Here is an 18,670-nt window from a genome sequence, read left to right as displayed (position 1 = left end):
TCAAATTTATGGTACATACCTTTCAAGCCCTCGGCGTCAATGTCGCCGTGGATGTCAACAGCGGCGCCGTCCATGTGCTGGACGAGCTGACGTATCACCTGCTGGAGCAGGTGAAGCCCCCCATGGCGGAACACTGTCCGGAGGAGGTCTGCCAGACATTGTCCCGGTATGCCCCCGCCGCGCTGGAGGAGGCGTGGCAGGAACTGCGCAGACTGACTGCGGAGGGGCTGCTCTTCGAGGAGGACGACTACATCGACCGGGAGAAGGCGGCCTCCATGCAGCAGCAGGCACTGGTGAAGGCGCTGTGCCTCCACGTCTCCCACGACTGCAATCTCCGGTGCAAATACTGCTTTGCCTCTACCGGAGACTTCGGCACCGGCCATCGCCTGACCATGGACGCCGAGACCGCCAAGCGGGCCATCGACTTTGTCATCGCCAAATCCGGCCATCGCCGGAACATCGAAGTGGACTTCTTCGGCGGCGAACCGCTGATGGCCATGGATACGGTGAAGCGGGCGGTGGAATATGCCCGCTCCATCGAGGAAGCACACGGAAAGTGTTTCCGCTTTACCATTACCACCAACGGCGTACTGCTTGACGACGAAACCATCGAATACATCAACCGTGAAATGTCCAATGCGGTGCTGTCTCTGGACGGACGCAAAGCGGTCAACGACGATCTGCGTCCCACAATCAACGGCAAAGGCAGCTACGACGTGATCGTACCGAAGTTTCGAAAGCTGATCGAAGGCCGTGGAACCAAGGACTATTATCTCCGCGGTACGTTTACCCGCTTCCACCAGGACTTTGCAGAGGATGTGAAGGCCCTGGCCGCAATCGGCAAAAACATCTCCGTGGAGCCGGTGGTGGGGAAGGAGACGGATCCCTATGCTCTCCAGGAGGCCGACCTGCCTGCGCTGAAGGCAGAGTATGAACGCCTGGCCGAATACCTGCGGGATCATCCGGAGACGAACTTTTTCCATTTCAACGTAGATCTGGCCCAGGGCCCCTGCGTGATCAAACGCCTGCGGGGCTGCGGCGCAGGCTGCGAATATGTGGCCATCACGCCGGAGGGGGATATCTACCCCTGCCACCAGTTTGTGGGCAACGAGGAATACAAGCTGGGCAGTCTGTACGATGGAAGCTTTGATCAGGCGTTGTCCGGAACATTTGCCGCCCTGAACATCTATACCAGAGAGGAGTGCCGGAGCTGCTGGGCCCGGTTTTACTGCTCCGGCGGCTGCAGCGCATCCAATCTGCTTGTCAACGGTGACATAAAACGCCCCCACCGTGTCGGATGTGAATTGGAGCGCAAGCGGCTGGAATGCGCCATCGCGCTGAAGGCCATCGCCGCCGGTATGGGAGCGTAGGGTATACAAATTGTAATTATACAGACTGTAATCGGCAGGATTGGCCCGCAAAAACGAATATCTTGCGTAAAAGCCTACGGACAATACCACATATAGAGCCTGTACGGCGCCGCACGCTGCGGCGCCGTACTCTTTTGATCACGAGGTTTACATAATTTAATTTACATAATGCATTGGCATAATATACAAAAATGCGATTTTTTGCAAAGATTTCTTGCACAAGCCGATCGAGTGGTCTATATTTGTATATACCGCTTCCACTTTTGCCGCTTCTACTTGTCCCGGCGCGCGCATATGCTCTCACGGAGGTGAGGCTGGATGCGCAGGGCGGTCGCAGGCGTTTGGGATGTGCCGGATGGCGGTTTTTTCCCCGCACTGGCCATAGTAGGGGCTTTTTTTCTGGCAGGCGGCCTGGCAGGCTGCATCCTCGCCTCTTGCGTGGACGGCGGCGGCGGCGAGAGCTTGAGCGCCTATCTTCAAAGCTTTTTAAGCGCTGCGCGTGCCGGCGCGGTGGACGCGCCGGCCGTATTGTCTCTGGTATGGAGTACGATCCGGTGGCCCCTGCTGGCACTGCTGCTTGGCTTCACCGCCTTGGGACTGCTGGGCCTGCCGATCCTCTTCGCGGCGCGCGGTTTTCTGCTCGCCTTTTCCATCGCCTCCTTTGTGCGCCTGTTTGGCAGCACCGGCTGCCTGCTGGCGTTTCTGGTCTTTGGGATCACCGGCGCCGTGGCGATCCCGGCGCTTTTTGTTCTGGGCGTGCAGAGTTTGCTGGCTGCGCGGGTCTTGGCCAGCCGCTTTTTGGGGGAGGGGAAACGTCCGTCTCCCTACGGAAAGGCCTATTTTCTGCGCTGCGGCGGGTGTGCCGCGGCGCTGTGTGTGTGTGTGCTGCTGGAGCAGCTGGTCGTACCTGCCCTGATTTCCGGGATGGCGGGTCTGCTGGCTGCCGCCTGAGCAAAACAGGAAGTAAGAGGGTGTTGGTGACAATGGAGTATCTGGAGGGTTATGAAGCGTATCTGGTCACAGAAAAAAAGGCATCCTCCAACACGCTCAGTTCCTACCTGCGGGATGTGAACCAGTTTGTCCGCTGGCTGGAAGGGGAGGGGCTTTCTCCGGAACAGGCTGCCCAGCCGGATGTGGAGAGCTACACCAAGCACTTGTCGTCCAAAGGGAAATCGGTGGCCACCGTCACACGGTCCCTGGCCTCCTTGAAATCCTTTTATACTTATATGTTGGGAGCGGGCCATGTGGCGCTTAACCCTGCCAGAGGAATCGCGCCCGCCAAGGTGGAACGCAAACTGCCCCAGATCCTCACTTCAAAAGAAGTCGAGCTTTTTCTGGAACAGCCTGATCCGGCCGACGCCAAGGGCTGCCGGGACAAGGCCATGCTGGAGCTGCTTTACGCCACCGGGATCCGCGTTTCCGAACTCATCAGTCTGGATCTGGCACACCTGAATCTCTCTGCCGGCTTCATCCGATGCCCCGGCCGTGGGAAGGAACGCATCATTCCATTGTACCAGACGGCGGTACGGGCGCTGGGTGATTATGTGGAGCATGTGCGGCCCCAGATGGTGGAGCGACCCGACACCAGCGCCTTGTTCGTGAATATGAGCGGAGAGCGCATGAGCCGCCAGGGCTTTTGGAAGATCATCAAGCACTATCAGGAGAAGGCTGGGATCCAGAAGGACATCACGCCCCATACGCTGCGCCATTCCTTTGCCGCTCACCTGCTGGAAAACGGCGCCGATCTGCGTTCGATCCAGGAGATGCTGGGGCACGCAGACATTTCCTCCACTCAAATTTACGCCCAGCTGGTAAACCAAAAGCTGAAGGATGTCTATAATAAAGCACATCCACGGGCATAGAATGATTGTGCCGGACTTCTCAACGGCAGATTCTTCTTTTGAACAAAGAGGGCCGCGGAAAACGCCGCGGCCCTCTTTGCACCCATTTGCTTATTGCGCAGGGTTTTCTGCTGTGATACAATATTCTGCGTATGGATTGAGGAAGGTGAGGTCCCCTATGATGATTTTGGGCATCGACCCGGGCTTCGCCATCGTGGGCTTTGGGGTAATAGAGGCCGAACGGGGACGGCAGCGGCTGGTCCAGTGCGGGGCCATCAACACTCCGGCGGGGGAACCGCTGCCCAAACGGCTTTTGCAGATCGCCAATGATATGGACCGGCTGTTCGAGCTGTTCCAGCCTGATGCCATGGCGGTGGAGGAGTTGTTTTTCAACAACAATATTACCACCGGTATCGGGGTGGCGCAGGCCCGCGGTGTGATCCTGACCGAGGCGGAGCGCTTCGGCGTGCCTATCTTTGAGTACGCTCCCTCTCAGGTCAAGCTGGCGGTGGCGGGCTATGGCAAGGCGGAAAAACGCCAGATAATGGATATGACGAAGCGCCTGCTGAGCCTGAGGACCGTGCCCAGGCCGGATGACGCCGCCGATGCGCTGGCCATTGCCCTGTGCCACGCCCGGTCGTACACCTCCCGCCTTCAAAGCCCGGATGCCGCCCGGCCGGGCAGCGGCCGGTACGCGGTGCGAAAGGATTAGGACCCGTACTTGCCGGGGCGGGGCATGGTCCGGGCGAGTGTTTGCCGTACAAGGCGATCTGACGCAAGCCATACGTTTGTGTATGGCAGGGAGAAGCAACGCGGCACGGCGGAAGCCGGCCCGCCCGGACGGTGCGCAATCCTTGCGAATACCGGTTCTGAGGAGACGATACGATGTTTTACTATGTCAAAGGCACCGTGGCCCACGTGGCTCCCTTTCTGGCCGTGATCGACTGCGGGGGGGTCGGCTATGCCTGCCGGACCACCAATACTACGCTCTCCCGCCTGGAAAAGGGAGCGCCCGCCACGCTCTATACCCACCTGAACGTGCGTGAGGACGCCATGGAGCTGTACGGTTTTTATTCAGAAAATGAACTCAACTGCTTTCGAATGCTCATCGGGGTATCCGGCGTGGGGCCCAAGGCGGCGCTGTCCATCCTCTCGGCCACCACGCCGGAGGGACTGGCCATGAGCATCATCACCGGGGATGAGAAGTCGCTCACGGTGGCCCAGGGCATCGGGAAAAAGATTGCCCAGCGCATTATTCTGGAGCTGAAAGACAAGCTGGCCAAGGGACAGCTTGCGGCATCCGGGGAGACTTACGGCGGCACCGGCGTGACCGTCATTCCGGAGAACAAATCCAGTGAGGCCGCCGCCGCGCTGGCCGTGCTGGGCTACAGTCAGAACGAAATCGCCGCCGCCCTCAAGGGCTTGGACATGGAGCAGCTCAAGCTGGAGGAGATCGTCAAGCACGCCTTGAAAAAGATGGTAAAGTAGGGGAGGGCGCCATGCTGTTAATCGTCCACGGAATCTTCATCCTGCTGTTTCTGACTCTGGCCGCCGTTTTTTTCCGCGGAAAGGGCGCGTTCCTGATCGCAGGGTACAACACCGCCAGTCCCGAAGAAAAGGCAAACTATGACGAGAGTGCCCTGTGCCGCTGCATGGGCCGGCTTATGCTGGCCCTGGCTGCCTGCTGGGCGGTCATCGCGCTGAGCGCGGTATTCGATGCGATGATACTTCTGTGGGTCGGGCTGGCGCTCTTCTTCCTTACGGTCGTGACCGGAGTCATCTATCGAAATACATCCAAAACGGTGAGGCGCAAATAGGTTCTCCAGCCGTTTCAAAGGAGTGGACCCATTGAGTATCGATTTTTCCGAGCAGGGCGGCTTTGAGACCCAGGAGCCGCTGGTCACCACCTCGCTGACCCGTGAGGACGAAGGGGAATACTCCCTGCGGCCCAAGGCGCTCAGCGAATACATCGGACAACAAAAGGCCAAGGAGAACCTGTCTGTTTTCATCCAGGCCGCAAAAATGCGTTCCGAGCCCCTGGACCACGTGCTGCTCCATGGCCCCCCGGGCCTGGGCAAGACCACGCTCAGCGGGATCATTGCCAACGAGATGGGGGTCAATATCCGCATTACCTCCGGCCCCGCCATCGAAAAGCCCGGCGACCTGGCCGCCCTGCTGACCAACCTGAATGAGAACGATATCCTTTTCGTAGATGAGATCCACCGGCTCAACCGCTCGGTGGAGGAGATCCTCTACCCGGCCATGGAGGACTACGCCATCGACATCATCATCGGCAAGGGCCCCTCCGCCAACTCCATCCGGCTGGACCTGCCGCATTTCACGCTGATTGGAGCTACCACCCGTGCCGGACAGCTCTCCGCGCCCCTGCGGGACCGTTTTGGCGTTACGCTGCGGCTGGAGCTGTACACCCCAGAGGAGCTTTCGCTCATCGTCAAGCGGTCGGCGGGCATCCTGAACGTGCCCATCGAAGAGGAGGGCGCCATGGAGATCGCCCGGCGCAGCCGGGGCACTCCGCGGATCGCCAACCGGATGCTCCGGCGGGTGCGGGACTTCGCCCAGGTAAAGGCCGGCGGCGTGATCACCCGGGGCGTGGCCGACCAGGCGCTCTCCGCGCTGGAGGTGGATTATCTGGGACTGGACGCCATTGACCGTCGGATGCTCACCAGTATCATTGAGCACTATTCCGGCGGGCCTGTGGGCCTGGAGACCCTGGCCGCTACCATCAACGAGGAGGCCGTGACTCTGGAGGACGTGTATGAGCCCTATCTGATGCAGATGGGCTTTCTGACCCGCACGCCCCGGGGACGCTGCGTCACCCGGCGGGCCTACGAACACTTGGGCCTGAGCGTCCCGGGCGGAGCACTGGACCAGCTTTCATTCTAATGTGTGATCGGACGGAAAGGAAGGATTTTTATGGGCAGATTATTTGGCACCGACGGGATCCGTGGTGTGGTCAACGCCGGGCTGGACGCCCGGCTGGCGTTCCAAGTGGGCATGGCGGCCGCCTATGTTATGGCCGAAGCGAAGGGCGGAGGACAGCCTCGTTTCACCATCGGCAAGGACACCCGCATCTCCTCAGACCTGCTGGAGGGGGCGCTGGTCGCGGGACTGTGCTCCGCCGGGGCGGACGTGCTCCATCTGGGGGTCATCCCAACGCCCGCCGTGGCCTGGATCACGGTGGACGCCAAGGCCGACGCGGGCATCGTGATCTCGGCTTCCCACAATCCCTTTGAACACAACGGCATCAAGATCTTCGACCATCGGGGCTTCAAGCTCTCCGACGCGCTGGAGGGAAAGATCGAGGAGATCGTCCTGAGCCGGACCGCCGTGCCGCTCAAGACCCACGGTGAGATCGGCCGGGTCATCTATGCCGACGAGAAGGAGGCGCAGGACTACATCGACTATCTGGTCTCCACGGTGGACACAGACCTTTCGGGCCTGCACATTCTGGTGGACTGCGCCAACGGCGCCGCTTCCGCCATCGCCGCGCGTCTGTTTGACCGTTTCCCCGACCTGCATACCGATGTGATCCATGCCGACCCGGATGGAGTGAACATCAATCACGGCTGCGGCTCCACCCATTTGGACAGCCTCAGGGCCATGGTGAAGGCGGGCGGCTATGATCTCGGCATCGCATTTGACGGCGACGCAGACCGTTGCCTGATGGTAGACGAAACCGGAGAGGAGATCGACGGCGATCAGGTCGTCGCCTCCTGCGGGCTGGCTCTGAAGCAGGAGGGAAAGCTTCCCGGAAACGCCCTGGTCGCTACCGTGATGAGCAATATGGGCCTGCGGGTCTTCTGCCGGGAAAACGGGATCGATCTCCACTGCACCGACGTAGGGGACCGCAACGTGCTGGAGAAGATGGAGGCGTGCGGTTATATGCTGGGCGGCGAGCAGTCCGGCCATACCATTTTCCGCAAGTATGCCACCACCGGCGACGGCCAGCTGACGGCGCTGCAGTTCCTGTCTCTGCTCCACAAATCGGGTAAGCGCGCTTCGGAGCTGGTGGCAGGCTGTCGGCGCTATCCTCAGGTGCTCATCAATGTCCCTGTGGCAGGTCAGGCGCAGAAGAGCGCGATTATGGCCGACCCATCGATCCGGGATGCGGTGACCGCCCAGGAAGACGCGATGGCCGGGACGGGGCGCGTGCTGGTGCGCCCTTCGGGCACGGAATCCCTGATCCGGGTCATGGTGGAGGCCCAAAGCGAGGGTGATGCACGAAACGCTGCAGAGGCTTTGGCAAATATCATAAAAATCTATGGATAAGCTCGAAATATTTTGCGCAAAAGCTTGACAAAGCCTTTTTTATCTGCGTATAATATGCAAGGAGATCCGGCATGAAAGCAGATCATACCCGGCAATCGGAACGCGCGGACGAAGCTCTGTGTACGTTGGCCGCATCAGGCGACCGCATCGCAGAAGAAGCCCTTGTGATGCGCTATCATCGCCTGGTGCGTATTTGTGCCCGCCCGTATTTTCTGGCGGGGGGGGACAGTGAGGACCTTATCCAGGAAGGAATGGTGGGCCTGCTGGCCGCGATTCGGGAATACGATTCCGGGAAAGCGGCTTCCTTTCGTACGTTTGCGGAGGTCTGCATCAAAAACCGTCTGATTTCCGTCATCAAAGCAGCAGCAAGAGATAAGCACATACCGCTGAACAACTATGTCTCGTTCGAAACCCCTCTTTTTAGCGGGAACGGCGACCATTATGCTTACGGCGCGGCGGATCAGCTCCAGGAAGACCCAGAGGCCATCCTGCTCGGCAGGGAGGCGTTTCAGGAGCGGATGCGGGCGCTGGAGGGCCAATTGTCCGGTTTCGAAGCAAGCATACTTCGGTTGTATCTGAACGGTCTGTCCTATTCCGAAATTGCAGCCGAGGTAAACAAGTCCCCGAAATCGGTGGACAACGCTGTCCAGCGCATCCGGCGCAAATTGGCACAGCACCATTCTTTTGGCGATTTCAGCGAGAGCTGAACGCAATATTACACTGTCCCAGCATAATCGGTTATTCCGGACCTGGGCAACAAAGCAAAGAGAGGGTAAAATCATGTACGAAGACAAGACTCTGGTATGTAAGGAATGTGGCCAGGAGTTCGTGTTCACCGCCGGTGAGCAGGAGTTCTATGCCGAGCGCGGCTTCCAGAACGAGCCCCAGCGCTGCAAGGCGTGCCGTGACGCCCGCAAGGCCGCTTCCCGCGGTCCTCGCGAGTACTTCACCGCGACCTGCGCTGCCTGCGGCGGTGAGGCCAAGGTGCCCTTCGAGCCCAAGTCCGATCGTCCCGTGTACTGCAGCGATTGCTTCGCTCGTATGCGTGAGCAGGGCTAACAGCCTGAAGAGAGAAAGGGACGCCCGCATGGGCGTCCCTTTTTTGCGTCTTTCTCTGACCGCTTGCCGAATGGGCGTGGATTCGGTTTCGGATGCATCCCCTGCGGCCTCCGGTTTAAATGGGGGGAAACGTGCAGCCACGGCGGAGGGAAAGAGCACAGGGGGATAACAGATCGGTTTGATGCGGCGGCGCGAGGGCCGTCAAGGAAGTTGGCTCTGCAGGGAAAACAAGAAAATTGATCTGTGTCTTGAAAAAAGACGAAAGATAGGATATACTACTAATATCCTAGAAATTTGGAGGTCTATCTGAAATGGCTCAGATCACGAAAGATACCATTATCGGCGATATTCTGGACATCGCTCCCGAGACCGCGCCCATCTTCCTGTCCATCGGTATGCATTGCTTGGGCTGCCCCTCTTCCCGCGGCGAAACCGTAGAGCAGGCCTGCATGGTGCACGGCGTGGACGTAGACGAGCTGCTGGCCAAAATCAACGCCAGCGTCGGCGCCGCGAAGTAAGAAACATCCGAAAAAAGAGCGGCCTTGGCCGCTCTTTTTTTATCCTGGGCAAGAGAAGAGAGGAGGATAGCCCCATGGAACTTTCTCCGCGCCTGCGCTCCGTTGCCGGACTGGTGCCCCCGGGGGCGCGTTTTGCCGACGTAGGCACTGACCACGCTTATTTGCCGGTCTGGCTGCTCCAGCAGGGGATCATCGAGCATGCGCTGGTTTCCGACCTGCGCCCCGGTCCGTTGGACCGAGCCCGAAGCACCGCCGCCCGGTACGGTCTGGCGGAGCGGATGGAATTCCGCCTGTGTGACGGTCTTTCCGGCATTGCGCCAGCCGAGGCGGATACCATTGCCATAGCCGGGATGGGCGGGGAGACCATCGCCGCTATTCTGGCGGCCGCCCCTTGGGTGCGGGAGCAGGGGTGTCTGCTGCTGCTCCAGCCCATGAGCGCCCAGAGCGCCCTGCGGCCGTGGCTGCAGCGGCAGGGTTATCGGATTGAGCGGGAGCATCTGAGCCGGGAAGGGGATACCCTTTATACCGCCCTTCAAGTCAGGGCGGGCTTCATGGAAGCGCTCACCCCCGCCGAGCAGTGGGCCGGACGGCAGAGCAGGGAAACGGCGGATCCGTTGCGGCTGGAATATTTGACCCGCTTGGAAGCCCGGGCTGCCCGGGCCGTAACGGGACTGCGCCGCTCCACGCAGGCTTCCGATGCGCCGCGGTTGGAGGCGCTGGAGGCCGTACATCGTGGTTTGGCGAAAATGAGAGAGGAGTGGAGTACATGGCAACCGTAAGAGAGATCTATCAGCTTCTGAATACCCTGGCCCCCTTTTCCATCCAGATGGAGTTTGACAATGCTGGTTTTCTGGTGGGCCGCGGGGATCAGGCGGTCGACAGGATTCTGGTGTCCCTGGATATCACCGAGCCGGTAGTCTCCGAAGCCGCGGAGCGCGGCGCCCAGCTGATCGTCTCCCATCACCCGGTGCTCTTTCACCCGGCGCGCAGCATCACAGACGGCGATCCCACCGGGCGTATCCTGCTCGCGCTTGTGGAACGCAAAATCGCCGCTATCTGCGCCCACACCAATCTGGACACAGTCGCGGGCGGCGTCAACGACGCGCTGGCCCACCGGCTGGATCTGGTACAGATCGAGCCGCTCAAGCAGGACGGCGTGGACGCCTCCGGGCGGCCCTACGGCATCGGCCGGATAGGCAACACCGTGGGTGCGCCCATGTATGCCCCGGCCTTCGCCGCCTTTGTCAAGCGGCAGCTGGGCGCCAACGGCGTGCGCTACGTGGATGCCCGCCGCCCTGTGCGGCGGGTGGCCGTGGGCGGCGGCGCCTGCGCGGATCTGCTTTCCGACGCGCTGGCTCTGGGCTGCGACACGTTTGTGACCGCCGATGTGAAGTATAACGGCTTTTTGGACGCCAAGGCCCTTGGCATCAATTTGATCGACGCTGGCCACTATCCTACGGAGCAGGTGGTGGTGCCCGTACTGGCAAAGTGGCTCTCCGATGCCTTCCCCAAGGTGGAGGTTTTTGCCACAGACCGGCACAAAGAGGCGTTTTCTTATGGATAAGGGGTTGCCAATGCTTTCGTAAAGTGATAAACTATTTGCGCTGATTTTCGACTAAGGAAGGGAACGAGTAGTATGTCAGGACATTCCAAATGGCATAATATCCAGAAAACGAAGGGCGCGGCTGACGCCAAGCGTTCTCAGATATTCACCAAAATTGCCCGCGAGATGATCGTGGCGGTCAAGACCGGCGGCAGCGGCGACCCCAACAACAACTCCCGCCTGGCTACGGTCGTAGCGAAAGCGAAGGCCGCCAATATGCCCAACGACAATATCAAGCGCACCATTGACAAGGCACTGGGTTCCGGCAATGCCGACGCCTATGAGAATGTGACCTATGAGGGCTACGGCCCCTCCGGTGTGGCCGTCATCGTGGACGCTTTGACCGACAATCGCAACCGCACCGCCCCCGAGGTGCGCCATCTGCTGGACAAGTACGGCAAGGGGCTGGGCGCTACCGGCTGCGTGTCCTGGTCTTTTGACCGCAAGGGCGTCATCGTCATTGAGAAGGAAGATTTGGACGAAGACACCGTCATGATGGACGCCCTGGACGCCGGCGCAGACGACATGCAGGCAGAGGGTGAGGTCTTTGAGATCTATACCGACCCCGATGCCTTTGGCGCCGTGCTGGCCACACTGGAGGATAAGGGCTATCTGTTTGTCCAGGCTGCCGTAGAAATGGTTCCCCAGAACTATGTCAAGCTGGAGAACGAGGACGACATCAAGAACATGGAAAAGCTCATCGACCTGCTGGAAGAAAACGACGACGTCCAGAACGTGTGGCACAACTGGGATCAGGATTGAGTCCATGCAAAAAAGTCCGCTTCCGAGACGGAAGCGGACTTTCAGGCGGTCGAAAAACCCTCCTGGAGAAGAGCCTGGCAGAGTTGAGTCGTCCGCAGACGACGGAAGGAAAGGAAGCTTCGCCATTTCTGGCGACACGTGCGTCGGAAATGACACCTCTCATGACGGACAGGGCGACTTTTCCGCAGGAATCGAGCCCTGGCCGTCATGCATCCCTCTGTCGAAAAAGGCCTTTGGCCTTTTTCGACAAGCTTAAGTCCGCTTCCGAGACGGAAGCGGACTTTTTAAGCTGCAAGCAAGCCTGTAAGCCGGGTTCTGTCATTTAAGACAGCCATCTATCTCGACGTACCGTTGCCGGTACGCTCCAGCCGCCTCCCTGGGACGGTCGGGCCGACCAAGTGTCCCTCCACGGCGTTGCTCCGGATAGAGTTTACAGCGACGGACGCTTGGCACGCCGTCGGGCGGGCTCTTACCTCCGCCTTTCCACCCTTACCTCGTCGGCGCAAAAACCAAGTTTTTGCGCCGGCCCCTTTTGGGGGGACGAGGCGGTTTATCTCTGTTGCACTTTTCCTAGGGTCGCCCCCGGCGGGTGTTACCCGTTATCCTTGCCCTGTGGAGCCCGGACTTTCCTCACAGGCGGGCCTTTCGCCCCGTCCGCGCGGCTGTCCAGCTTACTTGCGAAGGACATTGTACCTGATTTCACGCTTCTTGTCAAATCAATGGAGTGCTTTCGATTGAAATTTCTGCCTGGATGGGATATAATATTTTGTCTTGATTTGTAAACGGAAAAAGGAGGAAGCGCCATGCGTTCCACCATACAGGACTATCTGGCCGAACTGAAGGGCAAGCGAGTCGCTGTGATCGGGATCGGCGTGTCCAATACGCCGCTGATTAAAATGCTGCTGCGTGCGGGGATCCGGGTCACCGCCTGCGATAAACGGCAGAAACAGGAGTTCGGCGGGCAGGCCGAAGCACTGGAGAGCCTGGGCGCCGAACTGCGCCTGGGCCCGGACTATCTGGAGGGGCTGGACCACGATGTGATCTTCCGTACGCCCGGCCTGCGGCCCGACGTCCCACAGCTTCTGGCGGCGGTGGAGCGTGGAAGCGTGCTCACCTCCGAGATGGAGGTTTTCTTTCAGGTATGCCCCTGTAACATCATCGCCGTTACCGGCAGTGATGGGAAGACCACGACCACGACCATGATCGCGGAGCTTTTAAAGGCGGCAGGACGGAACGTGTATGTGGGCGGCAATATCGGCAAGCCGCTCCTGCCGGACGTGGACGGCATGGAAGCGGAGGATCTGGCCGTGCTGGAGCTGTCGTCCTTCCAGCTCATGACCATGGACCGAAGTCCCGATATCGCCGTGGTCACGAATCTGGCCCCCAACCACCTGGATGTCCACAAATCGATGAGCGAGTACATCGCCGCCAAGGAGAACATCTTTTCCCATCAAACGGCGGACGGTCTGGTGGTACTCAATCAGGACAACGACATTACCCGGGGCTTTGCCGTGGCTGCCCCCGGCCGGGTCGTCCTGTTTAGCCGCAGGGAAGCGTTGGCGCGCGGCGTCTTCCTGAAGGACGATGCCATCTGGAGCACCACCGACCTGCATTCCAGGCCGGTGCTTCCCTTGGATGGGATTCTGCTCCCCGGAGCGCATAATGTGGAGAACTACATGGCGGCCATCGCCGCAGTGGACGGTCTGGTCCCGGACGAGACCATCCGTGCCTTTGCCGGAACGTTTGCGGGAGTGGAGCACCGGATCGAGCTGGTGCGCACACGAAACGGTGTGCGTTATTACAACGATTCCATCGCCTCCAGCCCCTCCCGCACCACGGCCGGGCTGCGCTCCTTCCGGGAGAAGGTCATCCTCATTGCGGGCGGCTATGACAAGCATATCCCCTTCGACACGCTCGGTCCTGAGATCATTGCGCATGTGAAAGCCCTGGTACTCACCGGAGACACGGCGCCCAAGATTCGTGCCTGTGTGGAGGCCGCCCCCGGCTATCGCCCGGGACAGCCCTCCATCGAAACCTGCGAGGATTTTACCCAGGCGGTGCTGGAGGCCCACAAACTCGCCCGCCCCGGCGACGTGGTCCTCCTGTCCCCGGCCTGTGCTTCCTTTGATCGGTTTAAAAATTTCATGGAACGGGGCGCGGCCTTTAAAAAAATCATTTACGAGCTGCCGTAAAGCGGGACGGCCGTTTCCGCCGTTCCGACGGCAAATAAGGAGTTGAAACAATGGATATCCGACAAGCGCTGGAGCGCCTGTGTACCCAGACCGCGCCCTCCGGCTTCGAGGGACCGGCGGCCCGGATGGCCGCGGAGCTGCTGCGGCCCCTGGTGGACGAGGTCTCCATCAGCCGCAGCGGAAGCGTGGTGGGCGTGCGCCGCTGCGGCAGGCCGAACGCCAAGAAGCTGCTGCTGGACGCCCACCTGGATGAGATCGGGCTCATCACCATCGGCATTGAGGAGGGCTTTCTCCGCTTCCGATCCATCGGCGGAGTCGATCCCCGGATGCTGCCCGACCGGGAGGTGACGGTGCTCACCGATCCCCCGCGCTTCGGCGTGGTGGCTTGTCTGCCGCCTCATGTGCAGAAGGCGGAAGACAGCGGCAAATCCATCCCCATCCCGGAGCTGATGGTGGACATCGGCATGACGCAGGAGCAGGCGGTGCAGGCGGTTGCGCTTGGCACCCCTATCGTCTTTCGGGGCGGCTGCGCCCCATTGGGGGAACGGCAAATGTGCGGCAAGTCTATGGACGACCGCTCCTGCTTTGCGGCGCTTCTGCGGGCGGCGGAACTGCTGCTGGACAAAACGCTGGACGTCGATCTTTACCTTTTGGGCAGTACCGGAGAGGAGTTCTCCGGCGCAGGGGCCAAGACCGCGGCCTTTTCCATCGCACCGGATTTTTGTGTGGCGGTGGATGTGACCCATGGCGCCACGCCGGACGGCCAGAAGGACCGGACTTTCCCACTGGGCGGCGGCCCGGCCATCGGTGTGGGGCCCAACATGACCCATTGGATGACCCGGCGTATGGTATCCAAGGCCAAGGAGCTGGAGCTGGACTATCAGCTGGAGGTCATGGGCGGTCATACCGGCACCAACGGCTGGTATTTCCAGATCAGCCGGGAGGGGATCGCCACTTCGGTGCTTTCCGTACCGCTGAAGTATATGCACTCGCCCGTGGAGGTATTGGATCTGAGTGATCTGGAGGCGGCGGCCCGGCTGCTGGCCGCCTTCGCCCAGGGTCTTGGAAAGGAGGCTGAGGCGCTGTGCTGAATCAGATTCGTGAACTCTGTCTGCTGCCCGGCGTATCCAGCTTCGAAGCACCGGTGCGTTCCTTTCTCCGCGCCAGGGCGGAGCCCTACGCCGACGACATCCGCACCGACGCGATGGGAAACCTGATCGTCTTCAAGAAGGGGCGGAAGTCCACGGGCAGCAAGCTGCTCTTGGCTGCGCATATGGATGAGGTAGGGCTCATCATCCGCTCTGTGACCGATGAGGGCTATTTAAAATTCAGCGCCGTAGGCGGGATCGACCGCCGTGTGCTCCTTGGAAAGCCGGTCCGGATCGGAGAGAAGGGCGTCCCGGGCGTCATTGGCCTGAAGGCCTACCATCTGGTCTCCGCGGAAGAGGAAAAAACCGTCCCCAAGCTGGAGGAATTTTATATCGACATCGGTGCCAAAGACAAGGAGGAAGCCGAGTCCAAAGTGAATCTGGGCGACTGTGCCGTTTTTGACAGCGACGTAGTGGCGTTTGGGGACGGCTTTCTCAAGGCAAAGGCGCTGGATGACCGGGTCGGCTGCGCCATTCTGCTGGAGCTGCTGAAAGAGGAGCTTCCCATGGACGTGACGTTCGCCTTCACCGTTCAGGAGGAAGTGGGCACCCGCGGCGCGTTTGCCGCCGCGTTCTCGGTGACGCCCGAGATCGCGCTGGTGCTGGAGACCACCACTGCCGCCGACCTGGCGGGCGCGCCGGAGCACAAGAAGGTCTGTTCCCCGGGGAAAGGGCCGGTGATCCTCTATATGGACAACGGCTCCGTCGCAGACCGCGGGCTGTTCGAACGGATGCGCGCTCTGGCAGAGGACAACCACATCCCCTGGCAGACGAAACACTACCTGGCCGGGGGCAACGACGCCTCGGCCATCCAGCGAACCAAAGAAGGGGTGCGCACCCTGGTGCTGTCGGCGGCGGTGCGCTATCTGCATGCTCCGTCCAGTGTGGGTGCCATCCGGGATTTTGAAGATATGCTGCGCCTGGCCCGACTGTTCATCAGCAGCCTGGCGGAAGGCTGAGGGAGGATACCATGGATATTTTAAAGACGCTGCAGGCGCTCAACGCCTGCCACGGCCCTGCGGGAGACGAAGCTCAAGTGGCCGCCAAGCTCCGTGAGCTGGCCGCCCCCTATGTGGATGAGTGCAGAGTGGATACCCTGGGCAATCTGATCTGCCGCAAGAAAGGGAGCGGCCCGCGGGTGATGTTTGCCGCCCATATGGATTCCATTGGGTTTATCGTCACACACATCGACGAAAAGGGCTTTCTGCGCTTTGGAAAGCTGGGCGGGCTCTCCGCCCCGGATCTTCTGGGCACTCCCATCCGCTTCAAAAACGGCGTCCGGGGCGTGGTGGCCCTGGAGGGAAAGGTAGAGGCCAAAAACAGTAAGCTGGACGATCTCTATATCGACATTGGAGCCGCTGATCGTGCCCAGGCCAAAGCGATGGTGCAGATCGGCGATACCGCGGTCTATGATACGCCCGCCTTTCGTACCGGCGGCCGTATCTTCTCCCCCTATCTGGACGACCGTATCGCCTGCGTCGTGCTGCTGATGGCCATGGAGCGGCTGGTGAAGCGCGAAAACGACCTGTACTTCATCTTTACCGTTCAGGAGGAGCTGGGGCTGCGCGGCGCCCGTACCGCCGCCTATGGGGTGGATCCGGACTACGGCATCGCCGTGGACGTGACCGACTCCGACGATATCCCGGAGGCACCCCATGACTGCAGCAGCGTCGCCGGCGGAGGCGCCGCCATCAAGGTGATGGACAGCTCCGTCATCTGTCATCCTGCCATGGTGGCCAAGCTGGAGGCGCTGGCGAAGGCACAGCACATCCCCTTCCAGAGGGATGTGCTCCGGTTCGGCGGCACCGATGCGGGGGCCATCCATCAGACCCGCGGCGGCGTCTGCACCGGCGGCATCTCGATTTCCACCCGCTATGTCCACTCCCCAATGGAGATGGCGGATGTGGGTGATGTGGAGGCCTGCGCCGCCCTGGTCGCCGCCTATGCCCAGAGCAAGCTGGACTGATGGACCGCCTCTCGGACGCCAGGGCGCTGCTGCCCTGGCAGGCGGGGTGTATCCGACTGGATACCTTGACGGTTGAAGCGCTGCTTTGCCTGCGTCATCTGGAGGACGAGGAAGGATTTGAACGCCTGACCTGTCGGCCGGTGCATCTGCGCGGGGCCGACGAGCTGCGGATACGGTATCAAACGGCGCTGGAGGATCCGGCAACGCTGATTTGCGGGGTCTACTTGCAGGGAACGCTCCGCCCCGTGGGCAAACTCACCGCCTCGAACTACAACTCCCGCAACCGCAGCGCCGAGGTGGGATATTTTCTCGCTCCGCCGTGGAGAGGGAAGGGCCTCATGCGGCAGGCGCTCTCCGCCCTTTGCTCCATGCTCCTGCTGGAATTTGGACTGAATAAGCTCTATGCGCAGACCGGAGCCTTCAACGCCCCATCCATCCGGCTGCTGGAACGGGTGGGGTTCCGACAGGAAGGGGTTCTGCGTCAGCATCATGAGTTAAACGGCGTTCTATGGGACGACGCTATCTTCAGTTTGCTGCAGCAAGATTATACGCCGAACCCAAAGCGGCCCGCCGGTGCAGGACGATGATGGTACCGGATGGGCAAAACCATGGAATAGAATGGATGAACAAGGGAAATGACGTTTCAAATTAGCGCACGTGTTCTGGCGCTGGCCCGCCAGGCGCAGACAGAGGTGCGGGATCACTTTGACCGCATCGACTCCATTGCGGAGGCGAATACCCAAAAGGTTCTCGCCTCCTTTCAGCGGCATCGGGTCGCGGAGAGCTACTTTGCCGGGACCACCGGCTACGGCTACGACGATATCGGCCGGGACAAGCTGGACGAGATCTATGCCGACCTCTTTGACGCCGAGGACGCCCTGGTGCGGCTGCAGTTCGTCAACGGCACCCACGCCATCACCTGCGCCCTGTTTGGGGCATTGCAGTCCGGCGACGTGCTGGTTTCCGCCGTCGGCGCGCCCTATGACACCCTTTTGGGCGCCATCGGTGTGGTGGATAAGGGACCTGGGTCGCTCAAGGACTACGGAGTGGCGTACCGCCAGGTCGATTTGGTGGACGATGCGCCCGACCCGGCCGGGCTGGCTGAGGCCGTGGCCGATCCCAAGGTCAAGGCGGTGCTGATCCAGCGCTCCAAAGGTTACTCGACTCGTTCCTCGCTGTCAGTGGACGAGATCGGGGCGCTGTGTGCCGTCGTACGAAAGCACAACCCCCATGCCGCCATCCTGGTGGACAACTGCTACGGTGAGTTCGTGGAGACGCGCGAGCCGATTCAGGCGGGGGCCGACCTGGTGGTGGGCTCGCTCATCAAAAATCCGGGCGGCGGTCTGGCCCCCACCGGGGGGTATATTGCCGGACGGCGGGATCTGGTGGAGGGCGCGGCCATGCGCCTGACCACGCCGGGCATTGGGAAAGAATGCGGCTGTACGCTGGGCCATAACCGCAGCCTCTATCAAGGCCTTTTCCTTGCCCCACACACCACGGCTCAGGCGGTGAAGACCGCGGTATTTGCGGCAAAGATCATGGAGCTGCTGGGGTATCGTACCGAGCCCGCCTCCGATGCAGTGCGTCACGACATCATCCAGATGATCCACTTTGGCACGCCGGAGCCGTTGAAACAGTTTTGCAGGGGCATCCAGTTCGGTGCACCGGTGGACTCCTATGTAACGCCGGAGCCGTGGGATATGCCTGGTTATGATTGCCCGGTCATTATGGCCGCGGGCGCCTTCATCCAAGGCGCCTCGATCGAACTGTCCTGTGACGCGCCGATGCGCCCGCCCTATACCGCTTACCTTCAGGGCGGTTTGACCTATGAGTCGGGCAAAGCCGGCATCCTGCTGGCGGTAGAGGCGCTTTTGAACGGCAAACAGGATTGAAACAAGCCGGTCTGCGCATAGTATCTCAC

Annotated in this window: 20 protein-coding genes and 1 other RNA gene; 20 read left to right on the top strand and 1 reads right to left on the bottom strand. The window is 60.6% G+C overall.

Going from position 1 to position 18,670, the window contains the following annotated elements; translation table 11 throughout:
* Positions 1-8: 8 nt before the first annotated feature.
* The 14 genes from scfB (at position 9) to H8S57_RS02440 (ending at position 11,443) form a co-directional block, all read left to right on the top strand.
* Positions 9-1,370, top strand: a complete 1,362-nt coding sequence (gene scfB, locus H8S57_RS02505) for a thioether cross-link-forming SCIFF peptide maturase (RefSeq protein ID WP_186906491.1) — start codon at positions 9-11, stop codon at positions 1,368-1,370.
* 318 nt (positions 1,371-1,688) lie between these two features.
* Positions 1,689-2,321 carry a stage II sporulation protein M gene (locus H8S57_RS02500; protein ID WP_186906490.1) on the top strand — a complete coding sequence of 211 codons (633 nt, stop codon included), beginning with the start codon at positions 1,689-1,691 and terminating at the stop codon, positions 2,319-2,321.
* Between the two features lie 32 nt (positions 2,322-2,353).
* Positions 2,354-3,232 carry a site-specific tyrosine recombinase XerD gene (gene xerD, locus H8S57_RS02495; protein WP_186906600.1) on the top strand — a complete coding sequence of 293 codons (879 nt, stop codon included), beginning with the start codon at positions 2,354-2,356 and terminating at the stop codon, positions 3,230-3,232.
* Between the two features lie 157 nt (positions 3,233-3,389).
* Entirely contained in the window at positions 3,390-3,923 is a 534-nt protein-coding gene (ruvC, locus tag H8S57_RS02490; RefSeq protein WP_186906489.1) for a crossover junction endodeoxyribonuclease RuvC, read from the top strand.
* 173 nt (positions 3,924-4,096) lie between these two features.
* Positions 4,097-4,699 (top strand): Holliday junction branch migration protein RuvA, encoded by a 603-nt coding sequence (gene ruvA / locus H8S57_RS02485; protein WP_186906488.1) that lies wholly within the window; start codon positions 4,097-4,099, stop codon positions 4,697-4,699.
* 11 nt (positions 4,700-4,710) lie between these two features.
* Positions 4,711-5,028, top strand: coding sequence for a DUF3784 domain-containing protein (locus H8S57_RS02480; RefSeq protein WP_186906487.1), 318 nt, complete (start codon positions 4,711-4,713; stop codon positions 5,026-5,028).
* A 31-nt stretch (positions 5,029-5,059) separates the two neighbouring features.
* Positions 5,060-6,115 (top strand): Holliday junction branch migration DNA helicase RuvB, encoded by a 1,056-nt coding sequence (gene ruvB, locus H8S57_RS02475; protein WP_186906486.1) that lies wholly within the window; start codon positions 5,060-5,062, stop codon positions 6,113-6,115.
* 30 nt (positions 6,116-6,145) lie between these two features.
* Complete coding sequence (gene glmM / locus H8S57_RS02470) at positions 6,146-7,501, top strand: phosphoglucosamine mutase (protein WP_186906485.1); 1,356 nt, start codon at positions 6,146-6,148, stop codon at positions 7,499-7,501.
* A gap of 71 nt (positions 7,502-7,572) precedes the next feature.
* Positions 7,573-8,208: a sigma-70 family RNA polymerase sigma factor gene (locus H8S57_RS02465; protein WP_186906484.1), complete on the top strand. Its 636-nt coding sequence runs from the start codon at positions 7,573-7,575 to the stop codon at positions 8,206-8,208.
* Between the two features lie 73 nt (positions 8,209-8,281).
* Positions 8,282-8,560, top strand: a complete 279-nt coding sequence (locus tag H8S57_RS02460; RefSeq protein WP_007487901.1) for a zinc-ribbon domain containing protein — start codon at positions 8,282-8,284, stop codon at positions 8,558-8,560.
* Positions 8,561-8,871: 311 nt separating this feature from the next.
* Positions 8,872-9,078, top strand: coding sequence for a DUF1858 domain-containing protein (locus H8S57_RS02455; protein WP_186906483.1), 207 nt, complete (start codon positions 8,872-8,874; stop codon positions 9,076-9,078).
* A 74-nt stretch (positions 9,079-9,152) separates the two neighbouring features.
* Positions 9,153-9,857, top strand: coding sequence for a tRNA (adenine(22)-N(1))-methyltransferase (locus tag H8S57_RS02450; RefSeq protein WP_186906482.1), 705 nt, complete (start codon positions 9,153-9,155; stop codon positions 9,855-9,857).
* Positions 9,845-10,642 carry a Nif3-like dinuclear metal center hexameric protein gene (locus H8S57_RS02445; RefSeq protein ID WP_186906481.1) on the top strand — a complete coding sequence of 266 codons (798 nt, stop codon included), beginning with the start codon at positions 9,845-9,847 and terminating at the stop codon, positions 10,640-10,642. Before H8S57_RS02450 ends, H8S57_RS02445 begins: the two co-directional genes overlap by 13 nt.
* A 72-nt stretch (positions 10,643-10,714) precedes the next feature.
* Positions 10,715-11,443 carry a YebC/PmpR family DNA-binding transcriptional regulator gene (locus H8S57_RS02440; protein ID WP_186906480.1) on the top strand — a complete coding sequence of 243 codons (729 nt, stop codon included), beginning with the start codon at positions 10,715-10,717 and terminating at the stop codon, positions 11,441-11,443.
* A 288-nt stretch (positions 11,444-11,731) separates the two neighbouring features.
* Here H8S57_RS02440 and rnpB read toward each other — a convergent pair.
* An RNA gene (rnpB, locus tag H8S57_RS02435) (RNase P RNA component class A) lies at positions 11,732-12,121 on the bottom strand.
* 125 nt (positions 12,122-12,246) lie between these two features.
* Between rnpB and murD the strand changes: the two genes are divergently transcribed.
* The 6 genes from murD to H8S57_RS02405 are packed head-to-tail and all read left to right on the top strand — an operon-like array spanning position 12,247 to position 18,641.
* Positions 12,247-13,635 (top strand): UDP-N-acetylmuramoyl-L-alanine--D-glutamate ligase, encoded by a 1,389-nt coding sequence (murD, locus tag H8S57_RS02430; RefSeq protein ID WP_186906479.1) that lies wholly within the window; start codon positions 12,247-12,249, stop codon positions 13,633-13,635.
* 50 nt (positions 13,636-13,685) lie between these two features.
* Positions 13,686-14,726 (top strand): M20/M25/M40 family metallo-hydrolase, encoded by a 1,041-nt coding sequence (locus tag H8S57_RS02425; protein WP_207723672.1) that lies wholly within the window; start codon positions 13,686-13,688, stop codon positions 14,724-14,726.
* Positions 14,720-15,742, top strand: a complete 1,023-nt coding sequence (locus tag H8S57_RS02420; protein WP_186906478.1) for a M42 family metallopeptidase — start codon at positions 14,720-14,722, stop codon at positions 15,740-15,742. Before H8S57_RS02425 ends, H8S57_RS02420 begins: the two co-directional genes overlap by 7 nt.
* 11 nt (positions 15,743-15,753) lie before the next feature.
* Entirely contained in the window at positions 15,754-16,749 is a 996-nt protein-coding gene (locus tag H8S57_RS02415; protein WP_186906477.1) for a M42 family metallopeptidase, read from the top strand.
* Positions 16,749-17,336 (top strand): GNAT family N-acetyltransferase, encoded by a 588-nt coding sequence (locus H8S57_RS02410; protein WP_186906476.1) that lies wholly within the window; start codon positions 16,749-16,751, stop codon positions 17,334-17,336. Before H8S57_RS02415 ends, H8S57_RS02410 begins: the two co-directional genes overlap by 1 nt.
* 48 nt (positions 17,337-17,384) lie before the next feature.
* The gene (locus H8S57_RS02405; RefSeq protein WP_186906475.1) at positions 17,385-18,641 is read left to right on the top strand and encodes a methionine gamma-lyase family protein; all 1,257 of its coding nucleotides are present in this window, start codon (positions 17,385-17,387) and stop codon (positions 18,639-18,641) included.
* Positions 18,642-18,670: the final 29 nt, after the last annotated feature.

The sequence above is a fragment of the Lawsonibacter hominis genome (assembly GCF_014287895.1).
Classification (GTDB): domain Bacteria; phylum Bacillota; class Clostridia; order Oscillospirales; family Oscillospiraceae; genus Lawsonibacter_A; species Lawsonibacter_A hominis.
The sequence above is the reverse complement of the archived record's forward strand: the minus strand, read 5'-3'. Positions and strand labels throughout refer to the sequence as shown.

Bases quoted from the DNA above. Each gene is read 5' to 3' on its own strand.
- scfB (WP_186906491.1), top strand. From the start codon at position 9: ATGGTACATACCTTTCAAGCCCTCGGCGTCAATGTCGCCGTGGATGTC.
- H8S57_RS02500 (WP_186906490.1), top strand. From the start codon at position 1,689: ATGCGCAGGGCGGTCGCAGGCGTTTGGGATGTGCCGGATGGCGGTTTT.
- xerD (WP_186906600.1), top strand. From the start codon at position 2,354: ATGGAGTATCTGGAGGGTTATGAAGCGTATCTGGTCACAGAAAAAAAG.
- ruvC (WP_186906489.1), top strand. From the start codon at position 3,390: ATGATGATTTTGGGCATCGACCCGGGCTTCGCCATCGTGGGCTTTGGG.
- ruvA (WP_186906488.1), top strand. From the start codon at position 4,097: ATGTTTTACTATGTCAAAGGCACCGTGGCCCACGTGGCTCCCTTTCTG.
- H8S57_RS02480 (WP_186906487.1), top strand. From the start codon at position 4,711: ATGCTGTTAATCGTCCACGGAATCTTCATCCTGCTGTTTCTGACTCTG.
- glmM (WP_186906485.1), top strand. From the start codon at position 6,146: ATGGGCAGATTATTTGGCACCGACGGGATCCGTGGTGTGGTCAACGCC.
- H8S57_RS02465 (WP_186906484.1), top strand. From the start codon at position 7,573: ATGAAAGCAGATCATACCCGGCAATCGGAACGCGCGGACGAAGCTCTG.
- H8S57_RS02460 (WP_007487901.1), top strand. From the start codon at position 8,282: ATGTACGAAGACAAGACTCTGGTATGTAAGGAATGTGGCCAGGAGTTC.
- H8S57_RS02455 (WP_186906483.1), top strand. From the start codon at position 8,872: ATGGCTCAGATCACGAAAGATACCATTATCGGCGATATTCTGGACATC.
- H8S57_RS02450 (WP_186906482.1), top strand. From the start codon at position 9,153: ATGGAACTTTCTCCGCGCCTGCGCTCCGTTGCCGGACTGGTGCCCCCG.
- H8S57_RS02445 (WP_186906481.1), top strand. From the start codon at position 9,845: ATGGCAACCGTAAGAGAGATCTATCAGCTTCTGAATACCCTGGCCCCC.
- H8S57_RS02440 (WP_186906480.1), top strand. From the start codon at position 10,715: ATGTCAGGACATTCCAAATGGCATAATATCCAGAAAACGAAGGGCGCG.
- murD (WP_186906479.1), top strand. From the start codon at position 12,247: ATGCGTTCCACCATACAGGACTATCTGGCCGAACTGAAGGGCAAGCGA.
- H8S57_RS02425 (WP_207723672.1), top strand. From the start codon at position 13,686: ATGGATATCCGACAAGCGCTGGAGCGCCTGTGTACCCAGACCGCGCCC.
- H8S57_RS02415 (WP_186906477.1), top strand. From the start codon at position 15,754: ATGGATATTTTAAAGACGCTGCAGGCGCTCAACGCCTGCCACGGCCCT.
- H8S57_RS02410 (WP_186906476.1), top strand. From the start codon at position 16,749: ATGGACCGCCTCTCGGACGCCAGGGCGCTGCTGCCCTGGCAGGCGGGG.
- H8S57_RS02405 (WP_186906475.1), top strand. From the start codon at position 17,385: ATGACGTTTCAAATTAGCGCACGTGTTCTGGCGCTGGCCCGCCAGGCG.